This window comes from Symbiopectobacterium purcellii, assembly GCF_052050035.1.
GTDB classification, from domain to species: domain Bacteria; phylum Pseudomonadota; class Gammaproteobacteria; order Enterobacterales; family Enterobacteriaceae; genus Symbiopectobacterium; species Symbiopectobacterium purcellii_A.
Map to the genome: position 1 here is coordinate 2,233,999 of NZ_CP189882.1, position 25,752 is coordinate 2,259,750.

The 25,752-nt window shown below is 51.8% G+C and carries 32 protein-coding genes, 1 other RNA gene and 3 pseudogenes; 19 read left to right on the plus strand and 17 right to left on the minus strand.

Annotation, left to right across the window (positions count from 1 at the left end; genetic code table 11):
- Nucleotide 1: 1 nt before the first annotated feature.
- The 6 genes from fabY to ACQGXV_RS16075 all read right to left on the minus strand — a co-directional run bounded on the left by fabY (nt 2) and on the right by ACQGXV_RS16075 (nt 3,396).
- A complete protein-coding gene (gene fabY / locus ACQGXV_RS16050; RefSeq protein ID WP_440866900.1) occupies nt 2–943 on the minus strand; it encodes a fatty acid biosynthesis protein FabY in 942 nt (313 codons plus the stop codon).
- Nucleotides 944–1,014: 71 nt separating this feature from the next.
- Nucleotides 1,015–1,452, minus strand: coding sequence for a D-aminoacyl-tRNA deacylase (gene dtd / locus ACQGXV_RS16055; RefSeq protein WP_440867455.1), 438 nt, complete (start codon nt 1,450–1,452; stop codon nt 1,015–1,017).
- Nucleotides 1,453–1,520: 68 nt separating this feature from the next.
- Entirely contained in the window at nt 1,521–2,159 is a 639-nt protein-coding gene (yihX, locus tag ACQGXV_RS16060) for a glucose-1-phosphatase (RefSeq protein ID WP_440866901.1), read from the minus strand.
- Between the two features lie 114 nt (nt 2,160–2,273).
- Nucleotides 2,274–2,849: an IS630 family transposase gene (locus ACQGXV_RS16065; protein ID WP_440867456.1), complete on the minus strand. Its 576-nt coding sequence runs from the start codon at nt 2,847–2,849 to the stop codon at nt 2,274–2,276.
- Nucleotides 2,773–3,138: an IS630 transposase-related protein gene (locus ACQGXV_RS16070; RefSeq protein ID WP_440862584.1), complete on the minus strand. Its 366-nt coding sequence runs from the start codon at nt 3,136–3,138 to the stop codon at nt 2,773–2,775. Before ACQGXV_RS16070 ends, ACQGXV_RS16065 begins: the two co-directional genes overlap by 77 nt.
- A gap of 135 nt (nt 3,139–3,273) precedes the next feature.
- Complete coding sequence (locus ACQGXV_RS16075; protein ID WP_440866902.1) at nt 3,274–3,396, minus strand: hypothetical protein; 123 nt, start codon at nt 3,394–3,396, stop codon at nt 3,274–3,276.
- A gap of 108 nt (nt 3,397–3,504) precedes the next feature.
- Between ACQGXV_RS16075 and ACQGXV_RS16080 the strand changes: the two genes are divergently transcribed.
- Nucleotides 3,505–4,422, plus strand: coding sequence for an IS30 family transposase (locus ACQGXV_RS16080; RefSeq protein WP_440866903.1), 918 nt, complete (start codon nt 3,505–3,507; stop codon nt 4,420–4,422).
- Nucleotides 4,423–4,459: 37 nt separating this feature from the next.
- Here the strand turns inward: ACQGXV_RS16080 and ACQGXV_RS16085 are convergent, their stop codons facing one another.
- A complete protein-coding gene (locus ACQGXV_RS16085; protein ID WP_290605178.1) occupies nt 4,460–4,648 on the minus strand; it encodes a transposase family protein in 189 nt (62 codons plus the stop codon).
- 289 nt (nt 4,649–4,937) lie between these two features.
- On the opposite strand from ACQGXV_RS16085, the gene ACQGXV_RS16090 reads away from it, so the two are divergent.
- Complete coding sequence (locus ACQGXV_RS16090; RefSeq protein WP_440865549.1) at nt 4,938–5,246, plus strand: IS630 transposase-related protein; 309 nt, start codon at nt 4,938–4,940, stop codon at nt 5,244–5,246.
- Complete coding sequence (locus tag ACQGXV_RS16095; RefSeq protein ID WP_440862665.1) at nt 5,170–5,703, plus strand: IS630 family transposase; 534 nt, start codon at nt 5,170–5,172, stop codon at nt 5,701–5,703. The genes ACQGXV_RS16090 and ACQGXV_RS16095 overlap by 77 nt, the downstream gene beginning before the upstream one ends.
- A 19-nt stretch (nt 5,704–5,722) precedes the next feature.
- Here the strand turns inward: ACQGXV_RS16095 and ACQGXV_RS16100 are convergent, their stop codons facing one another.
- Both ACQGXV_RS16100 and ACQGXV_RS16105 read right to left on the minus strand, forming a co-directional pair.
- Nucleotides 5,723–6,439: a transposase family protein gene (locus ACQGXV_RS16100; protein WP_440866904.1), complete on the minus strand. Its 717-nt coding sequence runs from the start codon at nt 6,437–6,439 to the stop codon at nt 5,723–5,725.
- A 78-nt stretch (nt 6,440–6,517) separates the two neighbouring features.
- The gene (locus ACQGXV_RS16105) at nt 6,518–7,441 is read right to left on the minus strand and encodes an IS5 family transposase (RefSeq protein ID WP_440866905.1); all 924 of its coding nucleotides are present in this window, start codon (nt 7,439–7,441) and stop codon (nt 6,518–6,520) included.
- 148 nt (nt 7,442–7,589) lie between these two features.
- Here ACQGXV_RS16105 and ACQGXV_RS16110 point away from each other — a divergent pair.
- A pseudogene (locus tag ACQGXV_RS16110) lies at nt 7,590–7,847 on the plus strand (YqhA family protein); the annotation flags it as partial.
- A 36-nt stretch (nt 7,848–7,883) separates the two neighbouring features.
- On the opposite strand, the gene ubiI reads toward ACQGXV_RS16110, so the two are convergent.
- Genes ubiI through ACQGXV_RS16130 form a run of 4 tightly spaced genes read right to left on the minus strand, consistent with a single transcriptional unit; the run spans nt 7,884 to nt 12,324 of the window.
- Nucleotides 7,884–9,104, minus strand: a complete 1,221-nt coding sequence (ubiI, locus tag ACQGXV_RS16115; RefSeq protein ID WP_440866906.1) for an FAD-dependent 2-octaprenylphenol hydroxylase — start codon at nt 9,102–9,104, stop codon at nt 7,884–7,886.
- Nucleotides 9,105–9,128: 24 nt separating this feature from the next.
- Nucleotides 9,129–10,307, minus strand: a complete 1,179-nt coding sequence (gene ubiH, locus ACQGXV_RS16120) for a 2-octaprenyl-6-methoxyphenyl hydroxylase (RefSeq protein WP_440866907.1) — start codon at nt 10,305–10,307, stop codon at nt 9,129–9,131.
- Nucleotides 10,308–10,312: 5 nt separating this feature from the next.
- Nucleotides 10,313–11,686, minus strand: coding sequence for a Xaa-Pro aminopeptidase (gene pepP, locus ACQGXV_RS16125; protein WP_440866908.1), 1,374 nt, complete (start codon nt 11,684–11,686; stop codon nt 10,313–10,315).
- Nucleotides 11,687–11,739: 53 nt separating this feature from the next.
- Entirely contained in the window at nt 11,740–12,324 is a 585-nt protein-coding gene (locus ACQGXV_RS16130; RefSeq protein ID WP_440866909.1) for a YecA/YgfB family protein, read from the minus strand.
- Nucleotides 12,325–12,511: 187 nt separating this feature from the next.
- Here ACQGXV_RS16130 and zapA point away from each other — a divergent pair, with 187 nt between their 5' ends.
- From zapA to ACQGXV_RS16145, 3 genes are all read left to right on the plus strand, one after another.
- The gene (zapA, locus tag ACQGXV_RS16135; RefSeq protein WP_440866910.1) at nt 12,512–12,841 is read left to right on the plus strand and encodes a cell division protein ZapA; all 330 of its coding nucleotides are present in this window, start codon (nt 12,512–12,514) and stop codon (nt 12,839–12,841) included.
- 103 nt (nt 12,842–12,944) lie between these two features.
- A non-coding RNA gene (gene ssrS, locus ACQGXV_RS16140) (6S RNA) lies at nt 12,945–13,128 on the plus strand.
- A 45-nt stretch (nt 13,129–13,173) separates the two neighbouring features.
- Nucleotides 13,174–13,764 (plus strand): 5-formyltetrahydrofolate cyclo-ligase, encoded by a 591-nt coding sequence (locus ACQGXV_RS16145; protein ID WP_440867457.1) that lies wholly within the window; start codon nt 13,174–13,176, stop codon nt 13,762–13,764.
- Here the strand turns inward: ACQGXV_RS16145 and nadR are convergent, their stop codons facing one another.
- From nadR to serB, 3 genes are all read right to left on the minus strand, one after another.
- The gene (gene nadR, locus ACQGXV_RS16150; RefSeq protein ID WP_440867458.1) at nt 13,765–15,024 is read right to left on the minus strand and encodes a multifunctional transcriptional regulator/nicotinamide-nucleotide adenylyltransferase/ribosylnicotinamide kinase NadR; all 1,260 of its coding nucleotides are present in this window, start codon (nt 15,022–15,024) and stop codon (nt 13,765–13,767) included.
- 96 nt (nt 15,025–15,120) lie between these two features.
- Nucleotides 15,121–16,491 carry a DNA repair protein RadA gene (gene radA, locus ACQGXV_RS16155; protein ID WP_440866911.1) on the minus strand — a complete coding sequence of 457 codons (1,371 nt, stop codon included), beginning with the start codon at nt 16,489–16,491 and terminating at the stop codon, nt 15,121–15,123.
- A 17-nt stretch (nt 16,492–16,508) separates the two neighbouring features.
- Nucleotides 16,509–17,486, minus strand: a complete 978-nt coding sequence (serB, locus tag ACQGXV_RS16160; protein ID WP_440866912.1) for a phosphoserine phosphatase — start codon at nt 17,484–17,486, stop codon at nt 16,509–16,511.
- Nucleotides 17,487–17,627: 141 nt separating this feature from the next.
- Here serB and ACQGXV_RS16165 point away from each other — a divergent pair, with 141 nt between their 5' ends.
- From ACQGXV_RS16165 to ACQGXV_RS16175, 3 genes are all read left to right on the plus strand, one after another.
- Complete coding sequence (locus ACQGXV_RS16165; RefSeq protein WP_440866913.1) at nt 17,628–18,305, plus strand: YtjB family periplasmic protein; 678 nt, start codon at nt 17,628–17,630, stop codon at nt 18,303–18,305.
- Between the two features lie 297 nt (nt 18,306–18,602).
- Nucleotides 18,603–18,815 (plus strand): GntT/GntP/DsdX family permease, encoded by a 213-nt coding sequence (locus ACQGXV_RS16170; RefSeq protein WP_440866914.1) that lies wholly within the window; start codon nt 18,603–18,605, stop codon nt 18,813–18,815.
- A 35-nt stretch (nt 18,816–18,850) separates the two neighbouring features.
- Nucleotides 18,851–19,825, plus strand: a complete 975-nt coding sequence (locus ACQGXV_RS16175) for an IS30 family transposase (protein ID WP_440866915.1) — start codon at nt 18,851–18,853, stop codon at nt 19,823–19,825.
- Nucleotides 19,826–19,863: 38 nt separating this feature from the next.
- Here the strand turns inward: ACQGXV_RS16175 and ACQGXV_RS16180 are convergent.
- Nucleotides 19,864–19,992, minus strand: a pseudogene (locus ACQGXV_RS16180) (trans-aconitate 2-methyltransferase); the annotation flags it as partial.
- 80 nt (nt 19,993–20,072) lie between these two features.
- Between ACQGXV_RS16180 and ACQGXV_RS16185 the strand changes: the two are divergent.
- From ACQGXV_RS16185 to ACQGXV_RS16225, 9 genes and pseudogenes are all read left to right on the plus strand, one after another.
- Complete coding sequence (locus ACQGXV_RS16185) at nt 20,073–20,195, plus strand: hypothetical protein (protein ID WP_440866916.1); 123 nt, start codon at nt 20,073–20,075, stop codon at nt 20,193–20,195.
- A 138-nt stretch (nt 20,196–20,333) separates the two neighbouring features.
- On the plus strand, nt 20,334–21,923 hold the full coding sequence (gene prfC, locus ACQGXV_RS16190; protein WP_440866917.1) for a peptide chain release factor 3: 1,590 nt from the start codon (nt 20,334–20,336) through the stop codon (nt 21,921–21,923).
- Between the two features lie 409 nt (nt 21,924–22,332).
- A pseudogene (gene osmY, locus ACQGXV_RS16195) lies at nt 22,333–22,947 on the plus strand (molecular chaperone OsmY).
- Nucleotides 22,948–23,118: 171 nt separating this feature from the next.
- Nucleotides 23,119–23,280: a DUF1328 domain-containing protein gene (locus ACQGXV_RS16200; RefSeq protein ID WP_440866918.1), complete on the plus strand. Its 162-nt coding sequence runs from the start codon at nt 23,119–23,121 to the stop codon at nt 23,278–23,280.
- 167 nt (nt 23,281–23,447) lie between these two features.
- Nucleotides 23,448–23,660 carry a CsbD family protein gene (locus tag ACQGXV_RS16205; RefSeq protein ID WP_440866919.1) on the plus strand — a complete coding sequence of 71 codons (213 nt, stop codon included), beginning with the start codon at nt 23,448–23,450 and terminating at the stop codon, nt 23,658–23,660.
- Nucleotides 23,661–23,741: 81 nt separating this feature from the next.
- A complete protein-coding gene (locus tag ACQGXV_RS16210) occupies nt 23,742–24,587 on the plus strand; it encodes a TatD family hydrolase (protein ID WP_440866920.1) in 846 nt (281 codons plus the stop codon).
- Between the two features lie 40 nt (nt 24,588–24,627).
- Nucleotides 24,628–24,993 (plus strand): IS630 transposase-related protein, encoded by a 366-nt coding sequence (locus ACQGXV_RS16215; protein WP_440862584.1) that lies wholly within the window; start codon nt 24,628–24,630, stop codon nt 24,991–24,993.
- Nucleotides 24,917–25,450 (plus strand): IS630 family transposase, encoded by a 534-nt coding sequence (locus tag ACQGXV_RS16220; protein WP_440862665.1) that lies wholly within the window; start codon nt 24,917–24,919, stop codon nt 25,448–25,450. Before ACQGXV_RS16215 ends, ACQGXV_RS16220 begins: the two co-directional genes overlap by 77 nt.
- Nucleotides 25,411–25,656, plus strand: a complete 246-nt coding sequence (locus ACQGXV_RS16225) for a hypothetical protein (protein WP_440866921.1) — start codon at nt 25,411–25,413, stop codon at nt 25,654–25,656. The genes ACQGXV_RS16220 and ACQGXV_RS16225 overlap by 40 nt, the downstream gene beginning before the upstream one ends.
- The last annotated feature ends 96 nt before the right edge of the window (nt 25,657–25,752 follow it).

Sequence of the window (25,752 nt, forward strand, 5' to 3'; positions counted from 1 at the left end):
GCTACCCCGCTTCCGAGCCGCCTTGTTCCAAGGGATCGGCAGGCTGCGCGGGTAGCACGATATACACCCCTTCAAACACCGCGCCGGATTTATCATCGCCAAACAGCTCGACGTTAAGTTGCACACGCGCTTTAAGCCCGCGCGCAAGACGCGTCAGGTTGCCGCTCAATGAACCTAAATCAGCCACTGCGCTGGGGCGACCGGTGATCGGCGAGCTGTAACGAATATGCGCATCGGCCAGAATAATGGTGCCCCCCAGATGCCGTTCACGCAGTAATAGCCAAATCAGCCCCCATCCGGTCAGCGTCGCCAATGAAAACAGGCTACCGGCAAACAGCGTATGGTGCGGATTCTGATTACCCGTTTCCGGCATGGTGGTAATAAATTTTTGCCCGGTATATTGGTTGATTCGCACACCCATTTTTTCACTGAGTGGGATATGCTCATGCCAGGCTTGCTGCAACTGCACACACCAATCAGGGCGATGCAGGATATCATCCAAAGAAGCAATGGGTTTGGTCATCAGATAATGACGCACAGGTGTCGTTTGCGGTGCGCTGATCTCTCCTTGAAGGGAAAAGCCCAGCTTGGTAAAGAACGCCACAGCATCTTCACGCGCGCTGCATACCACGCGCTTTACACCTTCCTGACGCGCGACGGATTCCAGCGTCATCGCCACCAGCGTACCCAACCCTTTGCACCGAACGCTTGGATGCACCGCCATAAAGCGGATAGCGGCTTCGTTATCGGCATTAATGGAGAGGCGTCCAATCGCCACCAACCGCCCTTGTTCATCCACCACGGTCTGGTGATGCGCCAGCGCGTCATAGGCATCCCGCTCTGAACCTAACGGCTGGTGTAATGGCTTACGCAGCATCTCCCAACGGAACTGATAGTAAGCGTCCATCTGTTCAGCGGTTTCAGGCACTCTCAGGTGATACATTTCCTCCCCCTCCTTCCGATTGGCTGTACTGCGCATCGGTGACAATGGGCGCGCTGACGCGCACGGCATTGTCACACCTGAAGCAAGAACGTGACTGGCCCGTCGTTAACCAACGCAACCTGCATATCAGCCGCAAAGCGGCCGGTTTCCACGTGGGTGCCGCGTTCACGACACTGGGCAGCAAAATACTGATACAGCCTATCCGCCTCGGCAGGTTCCGCACCGCGGGAAAAACTGGGGCGCATGCCTTTCTGCGTATCCGCCGCCAGCGTAAACTGCGATACCACCAACACACTGCCTCCGGTCTGCTGCACGTTAAGGTTCATCTTGCCCTGCTCATCGCTGAAAATACGATAGCCGAGCACGCGCTTACACAGGCGCGCCGCCTTACGTTCATCATCCCCTTGTTCGACGCCTAACAGCACCAGCAATCCGCCTGCAATCTCCCCAACGATGGCATTGTCCACCGTCACACTGGCGCGGGTAACACGCTGAATTAACGCAATCATAAACGACAACCACTCCTGAACCGCTGTTCTTTTAATCGATTTTTTAGCAAAAATGCCAACCGTTTTTATCACAGCTTACCCGCGTTAGCGACGGTATTGTGTGCAGGAGAAATCGGGTGTTCGGCAAAAAATTGTGGCACCGTATCGCGATCGGTCACCAAAACGCTGTGGATCCCCAGCGCTTGCGCGGCGGCAATATTCTGTTCGTTATCATCGAAAAATACCGTTTGCGCTGGCGTTGCCTGCTCTTGCGTCAGCACATACTGATAAACTCTCGCCTCTGGTTTGCGCATCCCGATATCCTGTGACAAATAGAGACGATCGGCGGCCTCGGCCACGTCTGGAAACAGCGCGGGCCAATGCGCACAGTGCAGGCGATTAGTGTTGGATAAAATAACGGCGCGATGCCCTTGTTGGCGCAGTTGCTGCATCACATCCAGTAATTCAGGACGCAGCGCAACAAAAATAGCCTGCCAGCCCGCCGTAAACTGCTCGTAGCTCAGCAGCATGCCCATTTCCTGGCTCAGTCGGGCACCAAATTCTTCATCACTGATCTCGCCCCGCTCATGCAGTTCAAAGGCTTCATCCATGGTAAAGCGCTCTTTCAGCGTGGCGAGTGGGACACCACTCAGCTTACTCCACACGCCCAACACGCGGTTGAAATCGATATCAATGACAACGTTACCCAAATCAAAGATATAAAGCATTTCGCCCTCCAGACGTCATGGTTGTTTTTTCACTGTAGCGGGAAAAATGACGGCTGAATAGGGAAGAACATAACTAAAACGTATACGAAATATAGCCAAGCGACTTAATTTTGATTACACCATATGGACTGAGAACAAACTCTCTGTATCGCAACCCATCTCTCTTTTTTTGCTTTTTGCTTTTTGCTTTTTGCTTTTTGCTTTTTGCTTTTTGCTTTTTGCTTGTGCCCATTTATGCTCAATTGGGTTAAGATCTGGCGAATATGTAGGCAAATACTCCACCATATACCCTGCATCGATGATGACTTGTTGAATATTATGTTTTTTGTGAAAAGTGGCATTGTCCATCATGATTACACTGTTTTTAGGGAGTACTGGGATAAGGACTTGTGTGACCCAGGCATAGAAAACATCGCTGTTAATATTGATATCAAATAATCCGATAGCAAACAGCGTTGTGCCTAATAAAGCGCCGATAACATTTGTTCTTCCCCTAGCTCCCCAGTTCTTCAGGCCAAAACACCGTTGACCTTTTGGGGAATAGCCGTGAGTCCGTGGGGTATCGTGTGAAAAACCACTTTCACCAATAAAAACAATAGGTTTACCTTCTTTTTCATACTGTTGTTTTTTTTGTTGAAATCCCTGCCGGGCGTTTTCGTCGGCTTTCGGATGACGTAGAGTTTTTTTTATAGGTCAATCCCAGCTTTTTAAGCGCTTGCCAAATGGCCTTCTGACAAACGCCAAAACGCTCTGCACGTTCTTTTTGGTAAGCATCTGGATATTGTTCAACATCTTTTATCAACTCGGATTTATCGATCTTTCGCTGACGCGTGGTCGATGCTTTTGACTCTATTTGATTAATCCAACGCGATACAGAGGCAGGGCCAATCCGAAATTGCTTCGCTGTTTCTCGGATACTCAACCCTTCGTTTTTCCGTGTAGATATCACTTTACGTCTAAAATCAATTGAATAGCTCATTTAAATAATGTAATCAAAATTAAGTCGTTTAGCTATACTCACGGCGGACAGTAAGGGGATAGCGATGACCAACCAAAAACAGCAACCCTGCATGGCGCTATTGAACTGGCCTGAGGAGGCCCGTTAGTCAGTGATTTACGGATGCAGCCATGGCCGCGTAGCCAGCACCTGCGCAATCCAACTGCCGAACGCCCGCGTTTTAGCGGGAACCAGTCGCGCGGAGGGATGCACCAAATAGATAGCCTCGTCATTTTCCACGGGATAGTCGGGTAGCACAGGCCCCATTCCCACTCGAAACGCAACAAATGACCCACTTGCCAGAGTCGGATAAAATCACCGTTCTGGCCATACTGGAGAGCCTGTTGCATGCAGGGAAAACATCTGACTCAGAAAGAACGGTTCTACATCGAAAAGCGGCGTGGTGAAGGTGTCAACCAAGCTACCATCGCCAGAGAGCTTGCTCTGCCTCGCTCGACCATCAGCAGGGAACTCAGACGCAATACCGACCCTACTTTCAATGGTGTCTACTGCTGTAGAAGGGCGGACACTCTGGCCCGGGAACGCCGTCATAAGCCTCTGCCAAACAATGCTTTTTACCCGTTGAAGCCACACATTCAGAACTTCATCAGGCAGGCGCTTTCCACTCACTCTTCACCTGAAATCATCAGTGGCCGTTTGCACCTGGAATTCGGTATATCTGTCAGCAAGAATACGCTATATCGCTATATCCTGCAGGAGAGACAGGCTGGCGGGGAGCTATATCAGCAACTTCCTCATCGGGGAAAACGTTACAGGTACAATGCCGAAAACCTCAAATCAGGCCCTATTCCCAACCGTGTTGGTATTGAGTATCGCCCAGCTCAAGCCGAGCTTAAACAGGAGCCTGGCCACTTCGAAATTGACACTATTTTTGGCAAAGACCAGAAGTCATTCTTGTTAACCATCGTAGATAAAGCATTGAAAACCGTCATCATTCGCAAACTGCCTAATAAGCGTGCGGAGACTGTGGTTGCTGCTTTCAGGCACATTGAAGCTAATACCTTTTGCAAGTTTAAGACCCTAACAGCTGATAACGGCCCTGAATTCGCTCTGAACGAGCAAATTACTCAAATCACAGGGGCGCAGGTCTACTTTGCCCATCCTTATCATTCCTGGGAGAGGGGCTTGAATGAGGACACCAACGGGCTGATACGACGTTTTTACCCAAAGGGAACAGACTTCAGTCAGGTCAGTCATCGTAAGATTGCCGAACTCGAACACATACTCAATAAGCGTGTTGCTTAATAGTGAAATAAGGGTGTTTCGGTGATTGAAGTAAATTTTACGCTGTTCTGAGATGGAAATTCCAAAGACCGGCGCTAAGGAGTAAGAAGGTATCATCAATAAAGGGTCTACGATTCCGTAAAATTTGGGTCATGCAACCGAGGCGCTTGATACCCGCGATGGCGTGTTCAACTGTAATACGGATGCCCGAGATTATTTTATTTTCTTGTTTTTGTTCAGGCGATATAGCTAAACGACTTAATTTTGATTACATTATTTAAATGAGCTATTCAATTGATTTTAGACGTAAAGTGATATCTACACGGGGCTTTGTTGAATAATTTAACATGCTGATTTACATAATTATTATAACACTTCAACAACTAAGTTTTCCAGCCGTAATGCTTTTTATTGTGCTAACTACTTGATTTGTCGTTCTAACAAAATACAGTCTCTGTACATGCATTCTACCTAAAGAAGATGTAAATCAAACGGTTAAATTATTCAACAAAGCCTCTACACGGAAAAACGAAGGGTTGAGTATCCGAGAAACAGCGAAGCAATTTCGGATTGGCCCTGCCTCTGTATCGCGTTGGATTAATCAAATAGAGTCAAAAGCATCGACCACGCGTCAGCGAAAGATCGATAAATCCGAGTTGATAAAAGATGTTGAACAATATCCAGATGCTTACCAAAAAGAACGTGCAGAGCGTTTTGGCGTTTGTCAGAAGGCCATTTGGCAAGCGCTTAAAAAGCTGGGATTGACCTATAAAAAAAACTCTACGTCATCCGAAAGCCGACGAAAACGCCCGGCAGGGATTTCAACAAAAAAAACAACAGTATGAAAAAGAAGGTAAACCTATTGTTTTTATTGATGAAAGTGGTTTTTCACACGATGCCCCACGGACTCACGGCTATTCCCCAAAAGGTCAACGGTGTTTTGGCCTGAAGAACTGGGGAGCTAGGGGAAGAACAAATGTTATCGGCGCTTTATTAGGCACAACGCTGTTTGCTATCGGATTATTTGATATCAATATTAACAGCGATGTTTTCTATGCCTGGGTCACACAAGTCCTTATCCCAGTACTCCCTAAAAACAGTGTAATCATGATGGACAATGCCACTTTTCACAAAAAACATAATATTCAACAAGTCATCATCGATGCAGGGTATATGGTGGAGTATTTGCCTACATATTCGCCAGATCTTAACCCAATTGAGCATAAATGGGCACAAGCAAAAAGCAAAAAAAGAGAGATGGGTTGCGATACAGAGAGTTTGTTCTCAGTCCATATGGTGTAATCAAAATTAAGTCGCTTGGCTATAAAGGTCTTTTTCGAGTTCCTTTTTTTGGGATTTGTGTATTAGGATGCTGTTTATCTATACCTTGAAAACCGGTATCTGCCCAGATGGTTACCTCAGGAGGAATATGGCGAATTATATCGACTTTATCGAGTAAGCGTTTATCGTGACGGCGCCCATTTTTGCTCATGGGGATAAATCCAGTTTGCCTTGTTTCGTCAGTCATAATAAGCTCTTTTCGAGTGGTCTGTCTTTTCTTTCCCGAATACATTTTTTTTCGCCGACGCAGATTCTTAGGCTTTTGGACAGGTCGCTCTGTCCCATCAATAAAGACGTCTTTAACTCCAGGAAAGGCGCGAAAAAATTCCTCAGCAGAGCGAATTTGACGAGCGGGCAAAACACATTCTCGCCCCAAGGTCATCTCTAAAACCGGCAATAATATTTTTACCCAGCGACATACCCGTGTTCTATCTAAACCAAAAAGAAGTCCTTGCAAATAATAGGTCGGATAACATTTTAAATACAATAAAATAAAAAGCAGTTTATCTAATGGGGTTGGGATAAATCCTTTCTGCCCTGCACCCATCTGCCGCTCGTGATCTTTTCGATTCTTTTTCCGATAAATCAAATAACAAGCTGAAAATTCAGCGGCTAAATTTTTCAATTCTTCGACTGATAATCCAATGATTGCTTTACATAAACGATTATCTCGTAACAACCGCTCTTTGTTGATCATTTCAAACCTTTATTCTCTAAGTGGCTTTGTTGAATAAATCAGAATTAGCCGACAGGATGACTCCCTCTGCTACACCTGTTATCCTATCCTGACGCTGTGTGGCATACCCAACAACGTCATACGGTTCAGCGCTTTGACCATCGCTATGGCTTCACCTACTTGAGCCTCATAGTCACGCAGGCTCAGATGGCCACCCAGCAAAGTTTTTATGCGGAACATCGCTGTTTCTGCCACTGAACGCCGGTGATAACCCACTTTCTTTTTCCACATATCATTACTCCCGCTCAGACGCTGATTCGCCACCGCATGGTTACGTTCATGGTACTTGTCCGGCCAGTATTTGGCTCCGCTTCGCGGCGGGATAAGGGGCCTGATTTTCTTTCTCAGCAACGCATCGTGGCAGTAACGGGCGTCATAAGCACCGTCTGCTGACACTTCCCTGATTTTCCGGTGGGTTTGGTTAATCAGGCCCGGCAGTGCCTGCGCATCTGTCGTTCCGCTGAGCGATAAGTCGGCACAGATACTCTCATGCGTCGCACTGTCTGCTGCCAGATGAAGCTTGCGCCACACTCTTCGTCTGTCAGCCCCATGCTGCCTGACTTTCCATTCACCTTCGCCAAAGACCTTCAGACCGGTACTGTCGATGACCAGATGCGAGATTTCACCACGCGTTGGCGTTTTTATGCTGATACTGACGGTTTTTGCCCGCCGACTGACCAGAGAGTAGTCCGGGCAGCGCAGTGGCAGGCTCATCAGTGTAAAAACCGAGTCGACAAAGCCCTTTAATGCCCGGAGCGACAGGTTAAACACGCGCTTTATCATCAAAACCGTGGTAACAGCCATATCGGTGTAGTAAAGCGGCCGACCACGACCTTCAGGCGAAGAACTGTCAGTCCATGCAGCGATGGCGGACTCATCAAGCCAGACCGTCAGGGAGCCGCGTTGTCTGAGTGCTTTGTTGTAGGTGGGCCAGTTGGTGATTTTAAACTTTTGCTTTGCCATGGGGAGCTGCTATCGTGAGCGATGATAGTGCTTTGATCCGGCGATCCCCTGAAAGTTCGATTTATTCAACAAAGCCTCTCTAAGTTAAACCTCTTTTTATTCTCAATAGCCTGACAAAAAATGCAAGTCTCTATTCAGCAACTAGTTTTTTGTCTCGACGCTGAACATTGATGAGGATCGGGAGAAACTGAGCTGGCTCGGCAAAATGGATTCCGGCTCACTGAAGAATAAAGTGGCGGCATCGATCGTCGCCATCTCTTCCATCCATTTGCTGCGCGTGTTTATGGATGCGCGCAACACGCCGGATAACAAGCTGATGTGGTATGTGATTATCCACCTGACGTTTGTGCTGTCGGCGTTTCTGATGGGCTATCTGGACAAGGCGACGCGCCACGAAAAGAAGTAATGTTAACGGTACGCCCACTCAGGCGTACCGCTTCCTCTACTGCGGCGTAGCGGTGTGTGCCAGCCATTCCGGCAGGTCATTTAATCCCATCGCCTGACGCACCAGCACCGGTTTTACCCCCGGCAGATGGTTTGCCAACGTCAGACCGACATCGCGCAGCAGTTTTTTCGCCGGGTTCTCTCCGTTAAACAGCGCTCTGAATCCTTGCATGCTGGCCAACATCAGCGCGGCACTGTGCTTGCGCTGGCGTTCATAACGTCGCAGGTAGAGGTGTTGCCCGAAATCTTTGCCCTGCCCTTGTAGCCGTTTGATTTCGGCAATCAGCGTGGCGACATCCATCAACCCGAGGTTGACGCCCTGTCCGGCGAGCGGGTGGATGGTGTGTGCAGCATCGCCCACCAGTGCCAGTCGGTGCGCGGCAAAGCTGCGCGCATAGCGCCCGGTTAACGGGTGTGTTTGCCGGGCACTGATGGTGGTACACCGCCCAAGATGCATATCAAAGGCGATCGCCACTTGTTGGTCGAAGTCTTCCTCGGGCAGTGCCAGCATGGATTCGGCCTGCAACGGTGGCAGCGACCAGACAATTGAGCACAGGTTTGCCTCCGCCAACGGTAGAAACGCCAGAATGCCATCGCCGTGGAACACCTGGCGTGCCACGCCGTCGTGCGGACGTTCGGTGCGTACCGTTGCCACCAGTGCGTGATGACCGTAATCCCAGAACGTCAGCGGAATATCGGCCTGCTGGCGTAGCCAGGAGTGCGCACCGTCTGCGCCGACTCCCAAGCGTGCCGTGAGCATGGTGCCATCGTCCAGCGTGATAAACGCTTCATTTTCGCCCCAGGCCACCTGCTGCAATACCGTTGGTGCCATCAGGGTAATGTCTTTTGCTTTTTCGGCTCGTTGCCACAGGGCGCGTTGAATGACATCGTTTTCGATAATGTGGCCGAGGCGGGAAAAACCATAGGCCTCGCCGTCGAAGTGGATGTTGCCAAAGCTGTCTTTGTCCCACACGTACATGGCGTTATACGGACTGATGCGTTGTGCTTCGATCGCAGGCCAGACATCAAGATGGCGCAGCAGGCATTCGCTGGCCGCGTTAATGGCAGAGACGCGCAGTGCATAAGCCCCGTCCGCTGCCGTTTGTGGTGGCATGCGTTGTTCCAGAACTGCAATGCGAAGCCCGGACTGTTGCAGCCCACAGGCTAATGCCAGACCAACCATGCCGCCGCCCGCGATAACCACATCAAATGATTGCATAAGCCCTGTTTCCTGTTGCTTGCATTAACGACTGAACCAACCCAAGGTGCGGCGTGCAAAGGTATCACGCACGGGCGCAACGGTATTCATGGTCATCAAACCCAGATTGCGGCCCACCTCCAGCGGGGTAACGCTGTTGGCGAACAGGCGTACCAGACCGTCTGTCAGCGCAATGGTCGCCTGCTGATCGGGTTCTCGGCGCTGGGCATAGCGGCTCAGCACGTGATAGCTGCCGGTGTCTTCCTGTTGCGCAGCGGCCTGTGTCAGGGTTTCTGCCAGCGACATCACGTCGCGTAGCCCAAGATTGAATCCCTGCCCGGCAATCGGGTGCAGCGTTTGCGCCGCATTGCCCACCAGCGCCACACGGTGCGCAATATGACGTGCCGCCGTAACCAATCGCAGTGGATAGGTGTGACGTTCGCCGATCTGGGTAATGGCGCCCAATCGCCAGCCAAAGCCGCGTTGCAGCGCCGCGCGGCATTCTGCCTCGCTCCAGGCGCCCACCTGCGTCTGGTTTGATAACGGGTGGCACCATACCAACGAACTACGTCCACCGCGCATTGGCAACAGTGCCAACGGGCCGTCAGGGGTAAAGCGCTCAAAGGCTTTGCCCGCGTGAGGCAGTTGGGTGCGGATGTTGGCAATAACGGCAAACTGCGGATACTCCTCTGTCTGCCACTGCATACTGCAGGCCTGCGCCAGCGCGGAGGAAGAGCCGTCTGCCGCCACCAAGAGCTGTCCGTGCAGCGTACTGCCGTCATCCAGTTGCAGGGTGGCCTGTTCGGTGTTGCGATCAACTTGTACTACCTTGCGCGGACAGTGCATACGCACGCCCGGTGCATTGTGGAGTAACCGAAACAGGGTTTGCCCAACCTGATGTAGCTCCACCACGTAACCCAACGCGGCGGTGCGATAATCACTGGCCTGCATGTTGACCACGCCGGCGTGGCCGCGATCGCTGACGTGCACCGTGGTGATGGGTTCCGCTTCACTGGCGATAGCCTGCCAGACACCGACACGCTTGAGCTGCTGCACGGTGCCTTGCGCCAGTGCGATAGCGCGAGCGTCGAAGCCGGGATGTGCGCTGTCCAGCGGTGAGTGAGCTTCAATCACCTCGACGGGAAGGGTGCCGCCGGAAAGGGCGGAAATGGCCAGCGCCAGCGTTGCTCCCGCCATACCGCCGCCAACTATCAGGATCGTCATGGCAACTATCTCACTGCCTGACGTGCGGCACGGGCCTGTGCCATCAACGCTTCAATGTCGTCGGCGTCTTTCACAACGTCCGCCGTCAATACTTCGTTGCCGCTGTCAGTAATCAGAATGTCATCCTCGATGCGGATACCAATGCCGCGATACTCATGAGGCACTTTGGCGTCTGGTGCGATATAGAGCCCCGGTTCGACCGTGAGCACCATGCCGGATTCCAGCAAACGACTGCGTTCTGACGCACCGTAATCGCCGACATCGTGCACGTCCAATCCCAGCCAATGGCTAAGTCCGTGCATGTAGAACGCGCGGTGCGCCTGCTCGGCGATCAGTTCATCGACGTTGCCTTTCAGCACACCGAGCTTAACCAGTCCTTCGACCATGATACGAATCACCTGCTCATTCACTTCACGAATGCTGACACCAGGCTTGAACAGCGCCAGCGCCTTGCGCTGTGAAGCCAGCACAATGTCGTAAATCGCGCGCTGCGGGGCGCTGAATGTTCCACTTACCGGGAAGGTCCGCGTGATATCACCGGCATAGCCTTGATATTCACAACCGGCGTCAATCAGCACCAAATCGCCGTCGCGCATTTGCCGTTCGTTCTTGGTGTAGTGCAGAATGCAGCCGTTATCACCGCTGCCGACAATCGTGTTATATGACGGATAGCGCGCACCGTGGCGGGTAAATTCATGATGAATTTCCCCTTCCAACTGGTATTCATACATTCCGGGTTCGCAGCTTGTCATGGCGCGGGTATGGGCCTTAGCCGTGATCGCTCCGGCCCGGCGCATCAGTTCTCGCTCTTTTGGGGATTTAAACAGGCGCATCTCGTGCACCCAGGGACGCCAGTCGGTCTGCGTCGGCGGTGCGATAAGCCCTTGACGCGTGCCGTTTCGCAGCGTCTCCAGTGCGTTGAACAGCAGGCGGTCTGCGTACTCGTACAGCCCCTGCGCGTGGTAAACCACGTCCAGTCCGTTGAGCAGCAGGTGCAACTGTGCATTGATGTCGCTAAAGGGCAGCGCGCGATCGACATTCAAACGCGACGAGGCGGCTTCCTGCCCCAGACGGCGTCCGAACCAGATTTCTGCCGTGACATCGCGCACGCGGTTGAACAGGACGGTGTGGTGATGGTGCTCATCGCTTTTTACCAGTAACAGCACCGCTTCCGGCTCGTTAAACCCGGTGAAGTACCAGAAATCGCTGTTCTGGCGATAAGGGTACTCACTGTCAGCGCTGCGTGTGGCTTCCGGTGCGGCAAAAAAGATCGCCGCGCTGGCGGGAGCCATTTTTTCCAGCAACTGCTGGCGGCGGCGAGTATATTCCTGACCAAAAGCGTCTTGTTGAATCATCACCTGCTCCTGTGTGATGCGCATTCGGTAATCCCCTTCCTACATGAGAATCCCTGCGGGTAAGGCTGGATGCGCGATTAATGTAGCGTTGGTTTTTTCTTCTCCGGTGCGGTCTGTACCGGGCGTGTATATTCACTGTGGCAGAGAATGGCGGAAACTCTAACGTATTCGATGATTTCTTCCAGCGATTGCGCCAGCGCTTCCTGATCTTCATCTTCGTCATAGCCGAGCTGGGCAATATTGCGCAAATCGTCGATGGCTTCTTTCAACTCGCCCTGCGCCTTGCTCAGGCGCGGCTGAACGACGCCCAGCCCGAGCAGAAAGTGGTTGACCCATCCGGCCAGCGCGTCGGCACGAACAAACACGCTTACCGCCGTGTTGTCGTCATTCGGCAGCAGCAGTTGGAATTCAAATTCACTCTCTTCCAACGCTTCTTTGGTGACCTGATACAGCGTTTGCAGCGGTTGAGAAACCAGGTGAGAGAATGCCAGACCATCGTTTGTCAGCTCGTGTAACAATGTTTTCCAACTGTCATCGGTGTTGCCCCCGCACAGGATACCGCTGATAAGCCCGTGCATTTCCGCTGCCGTCAGTGCAACTTGTTGCTGTGTCAGGAGCGCGTCTAGGGTTTCATAGCCGGGATATGTGGTTTCTATGGACATGTGCTTTGTTCATCGTTGGCGGGTTGGTATCGTGTTATGCTACCACCAAGCTCGGCTGCTATGCCAGAAAGGGCTTGTTTCTTCTATGTTGAGTTATTATAGTGGCGCCCGCGTTAAGGGGCTGTAGCCAGTCCGTGATATGAATTTTTTCTGCGGCGCAGAAAACGAAACGAGGCAGGAAAGGGGCATGTCTGCACAACCAGTAGATATTCAAATCTTTGGCCGTTCGTTAAGAGTCAATTGTCCGCCGGAACAACAGGAAGCGTTGAATCAGGCTGCGGAAGATCTTAACCAGCGGTTGCAGGATCTCAAAGTACGCACACGCGTGACCAACACGGAACAATTGGTGTTTATCGCTGCACTGAACGTGTGTCATGAATTGGCGCAAGAGCGTCTGAAAACGCGCGATTACGCGACGAATATGGAGCAGCGCATCCGTATGTTGCAGCAGACCATTGAGCAGGCTTTGCTGGAGCAAGGGCGCATTAGCAAGCGTCAGGGTACGCCTTTCGAGTGAGTCGAGAGGGGTTAGCGTTTTGGTTTTTTAAATCGATTTTTGTTAGTTGCCCGATGTTTTTCGCTATAAAGCGTGATAGAGTTATTCACGAGTAAAGAATAAAATTTCTCTGAGGTGTTTGTCTGCGGGTCAGTCCCCTGAGCCGATATTTCAAACCAACAGAATGTAACGCTCCGCAGCCGGTGAGCATGCTCGGTTCGTCCGAGAAGCCTTATGGTTGCGAAGGTATGTTCACCTTGAACCAAGGGTTCAAGGGTTACCACCTGCGGCGGCATCTCGGAGATCCCCTCTCTCCTTTCTTTTGCCTGTTATTGCCTATGACTTCTACGTCCATGTCCGTTTCGCCACAGCAACAGCGTCAGGCCATGCGCGATGGCGTGCGTCAATTGCGTCGAGCGCTTACGCAGGAGCAGCAAACCCGGTTTGCCCATCAGATTGCTGAACGAGCGTTGGAACAACCTGAAGTGCAGCAGGCACAGCGGATTGCGCTGTTTTTATCGTTTGACGGTGAGTTGGATACCCAGCCGTTGATTGCCCGTCTGTGGCAGCAGGGAAAGGCGGTGTATCTGCCGGTACTGCATCCGTTTTCGCCGGGGCATTTGCTGTTTTTGCACTACGATGCGCAGACACCGCTGGTGAAGAACCGTCTGAAGATCTTTGAGCCGCGTCTGGATGTGCGTCGCGTGTTGCCGCTAACCCAACTCGATGTGCTGTTTACGCCGCTGGTGGCGTTTGATGCGCAGGGACAACGTCTGGGCATGGGCGGTGGGTTTTATGACCGGACCTTACAGGGCTGGCAGCAGCAAGGGCCGTACCCGATTGGCTTGGCCCATGACTGTCAGCAGGTTGATGCCATCCCTAACGAAGCGTGGGACATCCCATTGCCCGCCATTCTGACACCCTCTCGCCGTTGGCAGTGGTGATTACAGCGTCGGCGAATCCGGCCCGCCAGACGTACGGTGCGACAACATTTGCTGCACCAGTTCCACGCAACGCAGGAAGCGCGAGTCATAATCGGATTCTGTCACGTGTACGTAAGGGGCGTTATTCTTCACCAGCATGGTTTTGAGTAGCGTTTGGAATGCGCTACGTGCGGTACTGCTACCCAGACTGCGTAAACCATCAGCGACCCACGGCGTATTGTTCTCCAGCAGGATCACCAAATCAAACCGATATTCGTCAATCAACGCCTGAACAAAGGGATGTTCGCGCCCTTCATGCTGCTTGCAAAATGCCTGAGTGGTGATGAAATCGGTATCGATAAAAGCCACTTTGTTGGCATATTTTACTGTAAAATCAATGTATTGAGCTTGTCCTAGCGCGATTTTGTCGTAGTCGGAATATTGCAGCGCCATCTCGTAGCCGCCCAGATGGGAAAAAACATAGTCCCGGCCAAACTCCCAGGCGCTGGTGGTGTTGAAGATATTGGCGAGCTTGTTGACCAGCGTCGATTTACCGCTGGATTCACCGCCGAGAATGGCGACGGTACGCACGAAAAAGGGTTTCACTTCGGTGGGAATATAATCCCAATAGCGGAACGGATCGTGGCGGATCTGTGCGCCGCTGATGTTCATAAATGAGCGTTCTGGGTCAACCAATACGGCGTCGATGCCCAACTGTTCCCGATACTGCGGGGCATCTTTGGCTTCGCTGGTGTAGACAAAGTTGGGTTCAATCGCCTTTTCTTGCATAAAGGCTTTGATGCCGCGACTCCAAATATCCCAACCGTGCGGGTAGGGCTCCATACCTTCTTCGTTAAAGGCGTGAATGCGGATATTTTTCTGATATTTAAAGGTTTGTAGCAGCCAACGCAGACGATCGCTCACGGTGGGTTGCTGCGACATGGCGCTGTGTTCAAACAGCATACGGTCACGCGATTCGTCGTAACCCAGGATCACATGCAATTCATCAACCTGACTACAGGCGCGCTGGATCAGATAGATATGGCCGGTATGTAGCGGGTAAAATTTGCCGAACACGACCCCGATGGTTTTATCGTGGCGAGGAAATTCCAGTTCCAGAAAGCGGTGCAGTGCTTCCAGCTTTTGAGAGCTGGGGTTTTTGATCTTGGCATTCAGCAACTGGCTGAGATAGCCCTTGGTCATGCCGGTTGCGTCGGCAACCTGCTGAAGGGTACACCCTTTCTTACGGATGGCGGGTTTCAGGTAATCAAAAAATGACATTGTCAGGCTCTCTTGGTTTAGCACGAGTGTTTAGCATGCTAAACCAAGATACCACAAGCATCCTCAACCTGCGCGCATGTTCCCGCAGGTTAGACGTTAAAGATCATCGAGGATCGCCAGCGCGTCAGTCAGCTTTTTCACGCCAAACACCTGCATGTTGGCGGGGGTGCGTTTTGGCGCATTGGCATGCGGGACAATGGATCGTTTGAAGCCGTGCTTGACGGCTTCGGAAATTCGCTCCTGACCGCTGGGCACAGGCCTTATCTCGCCGGATAGCCCCACTTCGCCGAACACCACCAGATCTTGGGGTAGCGGCCTGTCGCGCAGGCTGGACACCAGCGATAACAGCAGTGCCAGGTCGGCGCTGGTTTCGGTGACTTTTACGCCACCGACCACGTTCACGAACACATCCTGATCCGCCATTTGCAGCCCGCCGTGGCGGTGTAGCACAGCGAGCAGGAGCGCCAGTCGGTTCTGTTCCAGACCGACGGCGACGCGACGCGGGTTAGCCATCATCGAGTGATCGACCAGCGCCTGAATCTCTACCAACAGTGGACGCGTGCCTTCCCACACCACCATAACGGAGCTGCCGGACATGACTTCATCACCCCGGCTGAGAAAAATGGCGGAAGGGTTGCTGACTTCGCGCAATCCCTGCTCGGTCATGGCGAACACCCCTAATTCGTTGACGGCACCGAAACGGTTTTTGTGGCTGCGCAGGGTGCGAAAACGGGAATCGGCATCACCGTCGAGCAGCACGGAGCAGTCAATGCAGTGCTCCAGCACCTTGGGACCCGCCAATGAACCATCTTTGGTGACGTGGCCCACCATCACGATAGCGACACCGCGCGTTTTGGCAAAGCGGGTAAGATAGGCGGCGGTTTCCCGCACTTGTGCCACACTGCCGGGCGAAGATTGGATATCGGCCAGATGCATCACCTGAATCGAGTCGATCACCATCAGCCTGGGCTGTTCCTGTTCGGCAATCAGGCAGATTTGCTCGATGCTGATTTCGGACAGCATGTTGAGATGCTGGGTCGGCAGGCCCAAGCGGTGCGCACGCATCGCCACCTGCTGTAGCGACTCTTCGCCGGTGACGTACAGGGTTTTCATCTGCTCGGAAAGTTTGCACAGGGTTTGCAGCAGCAGGGTGCTTTTCCCCGCGCCGGGGTTGCCACCGATCAGAATGGCGCTGCCGGGCACCACGCCGCCGCCCAGCACGCGGTCGAACTCGCTAAAGCCGGTGGAAAAACGCGGCAGCGCTTCCAGGCTGATGTCAGACAGCTTTTGTACCCGACTGATGCCCTCATGGTCGCCTGCATAGCCGGTGCGAGACGTCGCGGCGCCGGCCAGCCGCACTTCGGTAATGGTGTTCCAGGCGTTGCAGGCGCTACATTGGCCCTGCCAGCGTGGGTAGTCGGCACCACATTCGTTGCAAACGAAGGCGCGTTTAACGGCTTTTGCCACGGTTCACCTCACTGCTGTTAGCGTTTTTCGTGCCGCAGGCTGCCGCTCAGTACGCACATGACGCCGGTTAAATCGGCGTGACGGATGCTGACGGGCGCCTGCTCATTCACTTTGGGTTTGGCATGATAGGCGATGCCGAGTCCAGATGCCTTGATCATCACCAGATCGTTGGCCCCGTCACCGATGGCAATGGTCTGCTCTTCGGGGATCGCCAACTGTTCCGCCAGTTGGCGCAGGGTTTTGGCTTTATATTTGGCATCGACAATCGGACCTATCACTTCGCCGGTCAGCTTACCGTCGCGCAGGCCCATTTCGTTAGCCACTGCGGCCACCAGGCCGAGCTTCTCTTTCAGATGATCGGCGAAATAGGTAAAGCCGCCGGAGGCGATAGCAACGTGCCAGCCCGCAGCCTGTAACTGCTCAACCATGTAGGTCAGCCCTGGCATCAACGGCAGATTTTTACGCACTTTTTGCAGGATATCAGCATCGGCACCCTTCAGGGTGCCCACGCGCTCGCGCAGACTGGCGGAGAAATCCAGCTCACCACGCATCGCCCGTTCGGTGATCGCAGCCACCTTCTCTCCGGTGCCGGCCAGTTTGGCGATTTCATCAATACACTCAATCTGGATGGCGGTGGAATCCATGTCCATCACCAGCAAACCGGGCGCACTCAGCGTCGGGGTGTTGCACATCGGGGCCACATCCATCCCCAGTTCATGGGCCAGTTTGGTGGCGCGCGGCGTGAGCGAACCGGCCAAACGCACCACCTGATAATCTTCCACGTTCCAGGCGCTAACGATCACCATCGCTGCACCGAGCTTGCGCTGGTAACGCGAGAGCAGGTTTTTATCCAATACGTCGCCGTACAGCAGCCAGCCGGTTTCCCCCGCGCGGTAGTCGAGCGGCATCACTTCATCACCGCTGAGTGATAACGGCAGTCCCGGCCAACAGTTAATCTCGTTAGGGAGATCGCGGTAGGTCTGACTATTCGGCATGGGGCATCCTCTTCTGGCAAAAATAGCGCGTACTGACGCGGGTAAACATAACAGAACATCACTCAGAAAACAGGGCAACAAGCTATCCTATCGCTATCGCTTCTGGCAACATGAAAGTATGCAAATCGCTCAGGGATTCTCATGGTCCACACCCGGTTAAAATTCCGCTTACACCGCACCGCTATTGTGCTGATCTGCCTGGCGCTGCTGGTCGCATTGATGCAGGGGGCGTCCTATTTCAGCTTGAGTCATCAAATGGCGCGTTCCGAGCAGGTTGAAGACATTGCGCGTACGCTGGCGCGGCAGGTGGCGTTCAGCCTCACGCCGCTGATGGAAAGCAACGATGATAACAGCCAGAAAATTAGCACGATGCTGGCGCAGTTAACGCAAAATAGTCGCATTCTTGACGCAGCACTTTATCAACAAGACTGTTCATTGATTGCTCGCACCGGGGAAGAGGTTGTGGTGCGCGACCGGCTGGCGTTGGATGGCAAACGGGTGGGGAGCTATTTCAACCACCAGATTGTGCAACCCATCAACGGCAAGGATGGCCCGATCGGGTTTCTGCGCATGACGCTCGATACCCACGTGTTGGCAACCGAAGCCAAGCAGGTCGACAATACCACCAATATCTTGCGCCTGATGATTCTGCTGGCATTAGCGATTGGTATTATTCTGGCCCGCACCCTGTTGCAGTATCGCCGAAGCCGCTGGCAGCAGTCCCCCTATCTGCTCACCGCCAATACGCCGGTAAAAGAAGACGATGACGAGAATACCTCAGCGTCTGGCCCGGAAGAGAAAACGGACAAGCCTGAGTAATAGCGATAGATCAGTAACGGTGGCGCGCGTTATGGCGTGCTGCCGTCCCACCTCCCGTCTTTTGGTTCCCATTTCTACCTTATTGGTATAATACATTTCTCATTAATTACGTATTTATCGGATACGTTACATTTATTTTTGTGATTTTAGTCACGTCAATGCGCGAGTCATTTTCCCCTTAAAAAAATTTCAATCTTCATCACAGTTTTTGGCGCATTACGGGCGCTTGATTGGTATGACATGTTTTGTTGTGGTCTGTATGTAGAAAAGAAATGTCTGACTAATTTTGCTTTTTTATTGAATGTTGACGGGGAAAATATGAATTTCATTATTGAGGCGCTGCCCATTATATGGGTGGCTCTGGGTGTCGTTTTGTTGTTAATTTTAAATATGAAATTTAAAATTAACGGGATGTTGGCACTGCTGCTGGCAGCGATGTTTGTTGGTGTGTGTGAAGCCCCATTCCCACTCGAAACGCAACAAAGTGACCCACTTGCCAGAGTCGGATAAAATCACCGTTCTGGCCATACTGGAGAGCCTGTTGCATGCAGGGAAAACATCTGACTCAGAAAGAACGGTTCTACATCGAAAAGCGGCGTGGTGAAGGTGTCAACCAAGCTACCATCGCCAGAGAGCTTGCTCTGCCTCGCTCGACCATCAGCAGGGAACTCAGACGCAATACCGACCCTACTTTCAATGGTGTCTACTGCTGTAGAAGGGCGGACACTCTGGCCCGGGAACGCCGTCATAAGCCTCTGCCAAACAATGCTTTTTACCCGTTGGAGCCACACATTCAGAACTTCATCAGGCAGGCGCTTTCCACTCACTCTTCACCTGAAATCATCAGTGGCCGTTTGCACCTGGAATTCGGTATATCTGTCAGCAAGAATACGCTATATCGCTATATCCTGCAGGAGAGACAGGCTGGCGGGGAGCTATATCAGCAACTTCCTCATCGGGGAAAACGTTACAGGTACAATGCCGAAAACCTCAAATCAGGCCCTATTCCCAACCGTGTTGGTATTGAGTATCGCCCAGCTCAAGCCGAGCTTAAACAGGAGCCTGGCCACTTCGAAATTGACACTATTTTTGGCAAAGACCAGAAGTCATTCTTGTTAACCATCGTAGATAAAGCATTGAAAACCGTCATCATTCGCAAACTGCCTAATAAGCGTGCGGAGACTGTGGTTGCTGCTTTCAGGGACATTGAAGCTAATACCTTTTGCAAGTTTAAGACCCTAACAGCTGATAACGGCCCTGAATTCGCTCTGCACGAGCAAATTACTCAAATCACAGGGGCGCAGGTCTACTTTGCCCATCCTTATCATTCCTGGGAGAGGGGCTTGAATGAGCACACCAACGGGCTGATACGACGTTTTTACCCAAAGGGAACAGACTTCAGTCAGGTCAGTCATCGTAAGATTGCCGAACTCGAACACATACTCAATACAAGGGGCAGAAAATCGCTGGGCTATCGTTCCCCCAATGAGGTATTTTTAACGCACTTACTGGTGGCGTAAGCCTCTACCGTTTTGTTGCGTTTCGAGTGGGAATGGGGCCCCGGCCCACAGCCCAGATCGCTGACGGTGTGGGTATTCGGATGGGCAATGCGGGCAACCAATTCCTGCGCCGGCCGGGTACGTTGGTCGGCAAAGCGTAAATAGAGCGCTGGGTTCCAATCTTTCATCGTTGCTCCTGATGGGTAGCTGACGGGGCTGGGTGAAAACAGCATGCCAGATTTCTTTCACTGGTGCTTGTGGCGATACGTTGCCTTTTATAGCCAACCGACTTAAAAATGATTACATCCTATGCCCTGATATGCGGCAAAGAAGCATAGCTGGCTGTTATCAAAATAATGTCGCTTGGCTATATTTCCAGCGTATTGCGTGAATATGCGCCGATTGATTGTGTCTCACCCACAAATCAGGGAAAATACCCGGCTAATACGTTTTTTTCCCACTTTGCCTGACGCGAACATCCTGATGCCGATGCTCTCGCCGGGTGGTTAACATAAGAAACCTGAAAATCATGTCTCCAAGTGAATACGCCCGCGAAGTTGCGAAACGCAGAACGTTCGCCATTATCTCTCACCCCGATGCCGGTAAAACCACCATTACCGAAAAGGTGCTGCTGTTCGGACAGGCCATTCAGACCGCCGGGACGGTGAAAGGGCGCGGCTCGAACCAGCACGCCAAGTCAGATTGGATGGAGATGGAAAAGCAGCGTGGTATCTCCATCACTACGTCAGTGATGCAGTTCCCGTATCGGGAGGCGTTGGTCAATCTGCTGGATACCCCAGGGCACGAAGACTTCTCTGAAGATACTTACCGCACATTGACTGCGGTGGACTGTTGCCTGATGGTGATCGATGCCGCAAAAGGGGTGGAAGATCGTACCCGCAAGCTGATGGAAGTGACGCGTCTGCGTGATACGCCGATCCTGACGTTTATGAATAAGCTCGACCGTGATATCCGCGATCCGATGGAAGCGCTGGATGAGGTCGAGAGTGAACTGAAAATCGACTGTGCGCCGATCACCTGGCCGATTGGCTGCGGTAAGCTGTTCAAGGGCGTTTACCACCTGTACAAAGACGAAACCTACCTTTACCAGACCGGTAAGGGCCACACGATTCAGGAAGTGCGCATCGTCAAAGGCTTGAATAACCCGGATCTGGATAAAGCCGTCGGTGAAGATCTGGCCGCACAGCTGCGTGGGGAACTGGAGCTTGTGCAGGGGGCTTCTCATGAGTTTGAGCTGGAGGCTTTCCTGTCTGGTGCCTTGACGCCGGTGTTCTTTGGCACCGCGCTGGGCAACTTCGGCGTTGATCACATGTTGGATGGACTGGTTGCCTGGGCGCCTGCGCCGATGCCGCGCAATACCGACACCCGTACCGTTACCGCACAGGAAGAGAAGTTCACCGGTTTCGTGTTCAAGATTCAGGCGAACATGGACCCGAAACACCGCGACCGCGTGGCTTTTATGCGCGTAGTGTCCGGCAAATATGAAAAGAGCATGAAGCTGCGTCAGGTGCGTACCGGCAAGGATGTGGTCATTTCCGACGCGCTGACCTTTATGGCGGGCGATCGTTCCCATGTGGAAGAGGCATTCCCTGGCGATATCATAGGGTTGCATAACCACGGCACCATCCAGATTGGTGATACCTTTACCCAAGGTGAAGAAATAAAATTCACCGGTATCCCGAACTTTGCGCCGGAACTGTTCCGCCGTATCCGTCTGCGCGATCCGCTAAAGCAGAAACAGTTGCTTAAAGGGCTGGTGCAGCTTTCGGAAGAGGGCGCGGTGCAGGTGTTCCGTCCACTTGCCAACAACGATTTGATCGTCGGTGCCGTAGGGGTGTTGCAGTTTGACGTGGTGGTGGCGCGCCTGAAGTCAGAGTACAACGTGGAGGCCATCTATGAATCGGTCAACGTTTCCACTGCGCGTTGGGTAGAGTGTGCTGATGCGAAGAAATTTGAAGAGTTTAAGCGCAAGAACGAATTGCATCTGGCGCTCGATGGCGGCGACAACCTGGCTTATGTGGCACCGACCATGGTGAACTTGAATTTGACGCAGGAACGCTACCCGGACGTCACCTTCTTCAAAACCCGCGAACACTGATTTTTCCGCGAGAGCGGTGTAGTGTAGTCGGTTAAAAAACCGGCGTTTAAAAGGATTCGTGCATAGCGTCCGGCTTTTTAAACACCGGTTTTATTTTTTGGTTATTTATCAATTAATTAAACTGATTTTATTCGATTTTCACTCACCTTTTTTTCCCACGGACAAATCCGAAATGCCGCCGTTAGGGGACTTTTCCGCCCTATTCCTCTAGGAATCGTCGTTCCATGCACTATAGTTAATATCGCGTTAACAATTAGTGAGTTTCACTGCTTGTGATAAAACATGTAGTGCGTTATATCGACTACGTGATCTTTGGTAACGTTAAACGCTTGTTTTTTGCTGAGTTGCATTGAGTACCAACACCAGCGTGATTGATGTCCGCGTGGACCCTAGCAAAAGGAAATAATCGATGAAAAACATCCTTAACGCAAAAACGATGATGGCTGTTGTACTGGGTACTCTGCTGACGGCGGGGAACGCACTGGCATAAGAGACGCTGTGGCAGAAAGTGCAGCAGGCTGCGACAACGACGGGCGCAAAGATTGACAGTTCTCTCCAGAAAGCCTCTGGGTATATGGACGACAGCACCGTCACCGCCAAGGTGAAAAGTGCCCTGATGGATGATAAGGGGATCGAGAGCGGAGATATCTCCGTCTCGACCACCAAAGGCGTGGTTACGCTGACCGGCTTTGTTCCTAGCCAGGCTGTGGCGGCACAGCCTGTGGCGGTGGCGACCAAGACCGAATGCGTGCAGTCGGTGAGCGACAAACTGCAAATCAAGGATAATGCCACCCAGTCAGTGGGTTCTTATACCGATGATGCGGTTATCACCAGCAGCATCAAGGCCAAACTGCTGGCTGACAAAATCGTACCCTCGCGCCACGTGAAAGTGGAAACCCAGGAAGGGGTGGTGCAACTGAGCGGTAACGTGAAAAACACTGCGCAGTCAGCGCGCGCAGAGAGTATTGCTAAGGCAGTATCCGGTGTGAAAAGCGTTAAAAATGATCTAACTGTCACCCATTAACGGGCCTGTCGCCCTTTAATGCTCACGTAGTCGGCGGAGGGTTACCCTCCGCCATCCTCAAGCCAATTAGTACTTGGTGTCGTTAAAACACAATACAGGTGGAAACGCAGCGGTATGCGTAATTAACCTCAGGACGAGCGCCACTCACCCTCTTTAAGGTAAGGAGAGCGTATGTTTCGTTGGGGCATTATTTTTCTGGTGATCGCACTCATTGCGGCGGCATTGGGATTCGGTGGACTGGCTGGTAACGCAGCGGGTGCGGCCAAAATTGTCTTTATTGTCGGGATCATCCTGTTTTTGGTCAGCCTGTTCGCGGGACGTAAGCGACCTTAGCAACGGCACTCACAATCGCCATTTGTCTGAAATTTTAGTCTGCGCACGGGGTGTTAACGAAAATCAATCTGAACCATAATAAGATTGTCATCGTCACCCCGCATACTGTTTGCGATGCTTGCTGAACGTTGGTGTGATTACGGTGCGGTTTGTTCGGGAGGTTCGTGATGAATAGCGATATCGTGGTAGGTCGATGGAAGCAGTTGAGAGGGAACTTCTGGGCGCTTTGGGCCGAATGGTTTGACAGCGATTGTGCCTGGCTGGAAAGTAACAATGATTATCTTGCCGGCATCTTGCAGGAAGATTACGGCCTGCAAGAGGACGATGAGCTGTCTGATTCTATTGTGCAGGCGGGAAAAGGTTCGCCAACGCTGCACTGATTTAGCGCTGACTTCTTTAGCGTTTACTGATTTTACGGTGCGCTTGTTTAACGTTGCGCAAAGGCCGCGTTACACTAAGGCATGGATCATTTCCTCAGGCAGTTTTCCTTTATAGATACCCATTGTCACTTTGATTTTCCGCCGTTAAGCGAAAATGAAGTGGCAAGTATTACGCTCGCCGCAACGGCCGGGGTAACGCATATCCTAGTGCCTGCGGTTGAGTCCCGCTATTTTGCGCGCATCACTGCGCTTTCTCACACTCATCCATCGCTCTTTGCTGCGCTTGGCCTGCATCCACTCTACGTTGCTCATCATCAGGACAGCGATCTGGATCTGCTTGAACAACAACTACGCCAACGCGATGACAGGCTGATCGCGGTAGGAGAAATCGGGTTGGATCTGTATATGGCCGAGCCCCGTTTCGAATGTCAATGCGAACTTTTGGAAGAGCAACTGGCGTTGGCGAAGCGCTACGACTTACCGGTGATGCTGCACTCAAGACGTACACACGACCGTTTGGCACAGCTGTTACGCCGTATCGATGTGCTGCGCAAAGGGGTGGTGCACGGATTTGCCGGCAGCGAGCAGCAGGCGCTAGCATTTATCAAATTGGGTTACTGCATTGGTGTCGGTGGCACCATCACCTATCCGCGCGCCAATAAAACCCGTCAGGCGATTTCTCGCCTTCCTCTAGACAGCCTGTTGCTGGAAACCGATGCGCCCGATATGCCGCTCAATGGTTTTCAGGGACAACCCAATCGCCCCGAGCGTGCGGCCAATGTGTTTCACACCCTGTGTGAGCTGCGTACGGAGCCGCCTGAGGTGATAGCGGACGCGCTGTATCGCAATACCTGTCGTCTGTTTACCTTGCCCGGCATTCACGCCAACGGCGGGGTTTCGAACACCGTTTCTCAAAGCGAGAAATAGCAATATAGCTAAACGACTTAATTTTGATTACATTATTTAAATGAGCTATTCAATTGATTTTAGACGTAAAGTGATATCTACACGGAAAAACGAAGGGTTGAGTATCCGAGAAACAGCGAAGCAATTTCGGATTGGCCCTGCCTCTGTATCGCGTTGGATTAATCAAATAGAGTCAAAAGCATCGACCACGCGTCAGCGAAAGATCGATAAATCCGAGTTGATAAAAGATGTTGAACAATATCCAGATGCTTACCAAAAAGAACGTGCAGAGCGTTTTGGCGTTTGTCAGAAGGCCATTTGGCAAGCGCTTAAAAAGCTGGGATTGACCTATAAAAAAAACTCTACGTCATCCGAAAGCCGACGAAAACGCCCGGCAGGGATTTCAACAAAAAAAACAACAGTATGAAAAAGAAGGTAAACCTATTGTTTTTATTGATGAAAGTGGTTTTTCACACGATGCCCCACGGACTCACGGCTATTCCCCAAAAGGTCAACGGTGTTTTGGCCTGAAGAACTGGGGAGCTAGGGGAAGAACAAATGTTATCGGCGCTTTATTAGGCACAACGCTGTTTGCTATCGGATTATTTGATATCAATATTAACAGCGATGTTTTCTATGCCTGGGTCACACAAGTCCTTATCCCAGTACTCCCTAAAAACAGTGTAATCATGATGGACAATGCCACTTTTCACAAAAAACATAATATTCAACAAGTCATCATCGATGCAGGGTATATGGTGGAGTATTTGCCTACATATTCGCCAGATCTTAACCCAATTGAGCATAAATGGGCACAAGCAAAAAGCAAAAAAAGAGAGATGGGTTGCGATACAGAGAGTTTGTTCTCAGTCCATATGGTGTAATCAAAATTAAGTCGCTTGGCTATACCTTATCGCTACTCTCGTTAATAGTGCAAAAAATCGACGCTCTGCACCGTTATCGATCTTCTTCCCTGCACCGCTATATCGCGCGATTGCTCGTAAACACGCTGCGCGCATGGTCAATGGATAGCGATTTATTATTGCTCAATGCGCAACAACGGCAGCAGCGCAGCGGTTTCTCGTTTTGAGAAAGCAACTGTCTTAAATCAGTAACAAGCTGGTAACCCGGTTGGCGTCACTCTTGCAAAAACACCCTGAACCAGGATGAACGATGATCCTTGTGT

Bases quoted from the DNA above. Each gene is read 5' to 3' on its own strand.
- fabY (WP_440866900.1), bottom strand. From the start codon at position 943: ATGTATCACCTGAGAGTGCCTGAAACCGCTGAACAGATGGACGCTTAC.
- dtd (WP_440867455.1), bottom strand. From the start codon at position 1,452: ATGATTGCGTTAATTCAGCGTGTTACCCGCGCCAGTGTGACGGTGGAC.
- yihX (WP_440866901.1), bottom strand. From the start codon at position 2,159: ATGCTTTATATCTTTGATTTGGGTAACGTTGTCATTGATATCGATTTC.
- ACQGXV_RS16070 (WP_440862584.1), bottom strand. From the start codon at position 3,138: ATGAGCTATTCAATTGATTTTAGACGTAAAGTGATATCTACACGGAAA.
- ACQGXV_RS16080 (WP_440866903.1), top strand. From the start codon at position 3,505: ATGCAGGGAAAACATCTGACTCAGAAAGAACGGTTCTACATCGAAAAG.
- ACQGXV_RS16100 (WP_440866904.1), bottom strand. From the start codon at position 6,439: ATGATCAACAAAGAGCGGTTGTTACGAGATAATCGTTTATGTAAAGCA.
- ACQGXV_RS16105 (WP_440866905.1), bottom strand. From the start codon at position 7,441: ATGGCAAAGCAAAAGTTTAAAATCACCAACTGGCCCACCTACAACAAA.
- ubiI (WP_440866906.1), bottom strand. From the start codon at position 9,104: ATGCAATCATTTGATGTGGTTATCGCGGGCGGCGGCATGGTTGGTCTG.
- ubiH (WP_440866907.1), bottom strand. From the start codon at position 10,307: ATGACGATCCTGATAGTTGGCGGCGGTATGGCGGGAGCAACGCTGGCG.
- pepP (WP_440866908.1), bottom strand. From the start codon at position 11,686: ATGCGCATCACACAGGAGCAGGTGATGATTCAACAAGACGCTTTTGGT.
- ACQGXV_RS16130 (WP_440866909.1), bottom strand. From the start codon at position 12,324: ATGTCCATAGAAACCACATATCCCGGCTATGAAACCCTAGACGCGCTC.
- zapA (WP_440866910.1), top strand. From the start codon at position 12,512: ATGTCTGCACAACCAGTAGATATTCAAATCTTTGGCCGTTCGTTAAGA.
- ACQGXV_RS16145 (WP_440867457.1), top strand. From the start codon at position 13,174: ATGTCCGTTTCGCCACAGCAACAGCGTCAGGCCATGCGCGATGGCGTG.
- nadR (WP_440867458.1), bottom strand. From the start codon at position 15,024: ATGTCATTTTTTGATTACCTGAAACCCGCCATCCGTAAGAAAGGGTGT.
- serB (WP_440866912.1), bottom strand. From the start codon at position 17,486: ATGCCGAATAGTCAGACCTACCGCGATCTCCCTAACGAGATTAACTGT.
- ACQGXV_RS16165 (WP_440866913.1), top strand. From the start codon at position 17,628: ATGGTCCACACCCGGTTAAAATTCCGCTTACACCGCACCGCTATTGTG.
- ACQGXV_RS16175 (WP_440866915.1), top strand. From the start codon at position 18,851: ATGCAGGGAAAACATCTGACTCAGAAAGAACGGTTCTACATCGAAAAG.
- prfC (WP_440866917.1), top strand. From the start codon at position 20,334: ATGTCTCCAAGTGAATACGCCCGCGAAGTTGCGAAACGCAGAACGTTC.
- ACQGXV_RS16200 (WP_440866918.1), top strand. From the start codon at position 23,119: ATGTTTCGTTGGGGCATTATTTTTCTGGTGATCGCACTCATTGCGGCG.
- ACQGXV_RS16205 (WP_440866919.1), top strand. From the start codon at position 23,448: ATGAATAGCGATATCGTGGTAGGTCGATGGAAGCAGTTGAGAGGGAAC.
- ACQGXV_RS16210 (WP_440866920.1), top strand. From the start codon at position 23,742: ATGGATCATTTCCTCAGGCAGTTTTCCTTTATAGATACCCATTGTCAC.
- ACQGXV_RS16215 (WP_440862584.1), top strand. From the start codon at position 24,628: ATGAGCTATTCAATTGATTTTAGACGTAAAGTGATATCTACACGGAAA.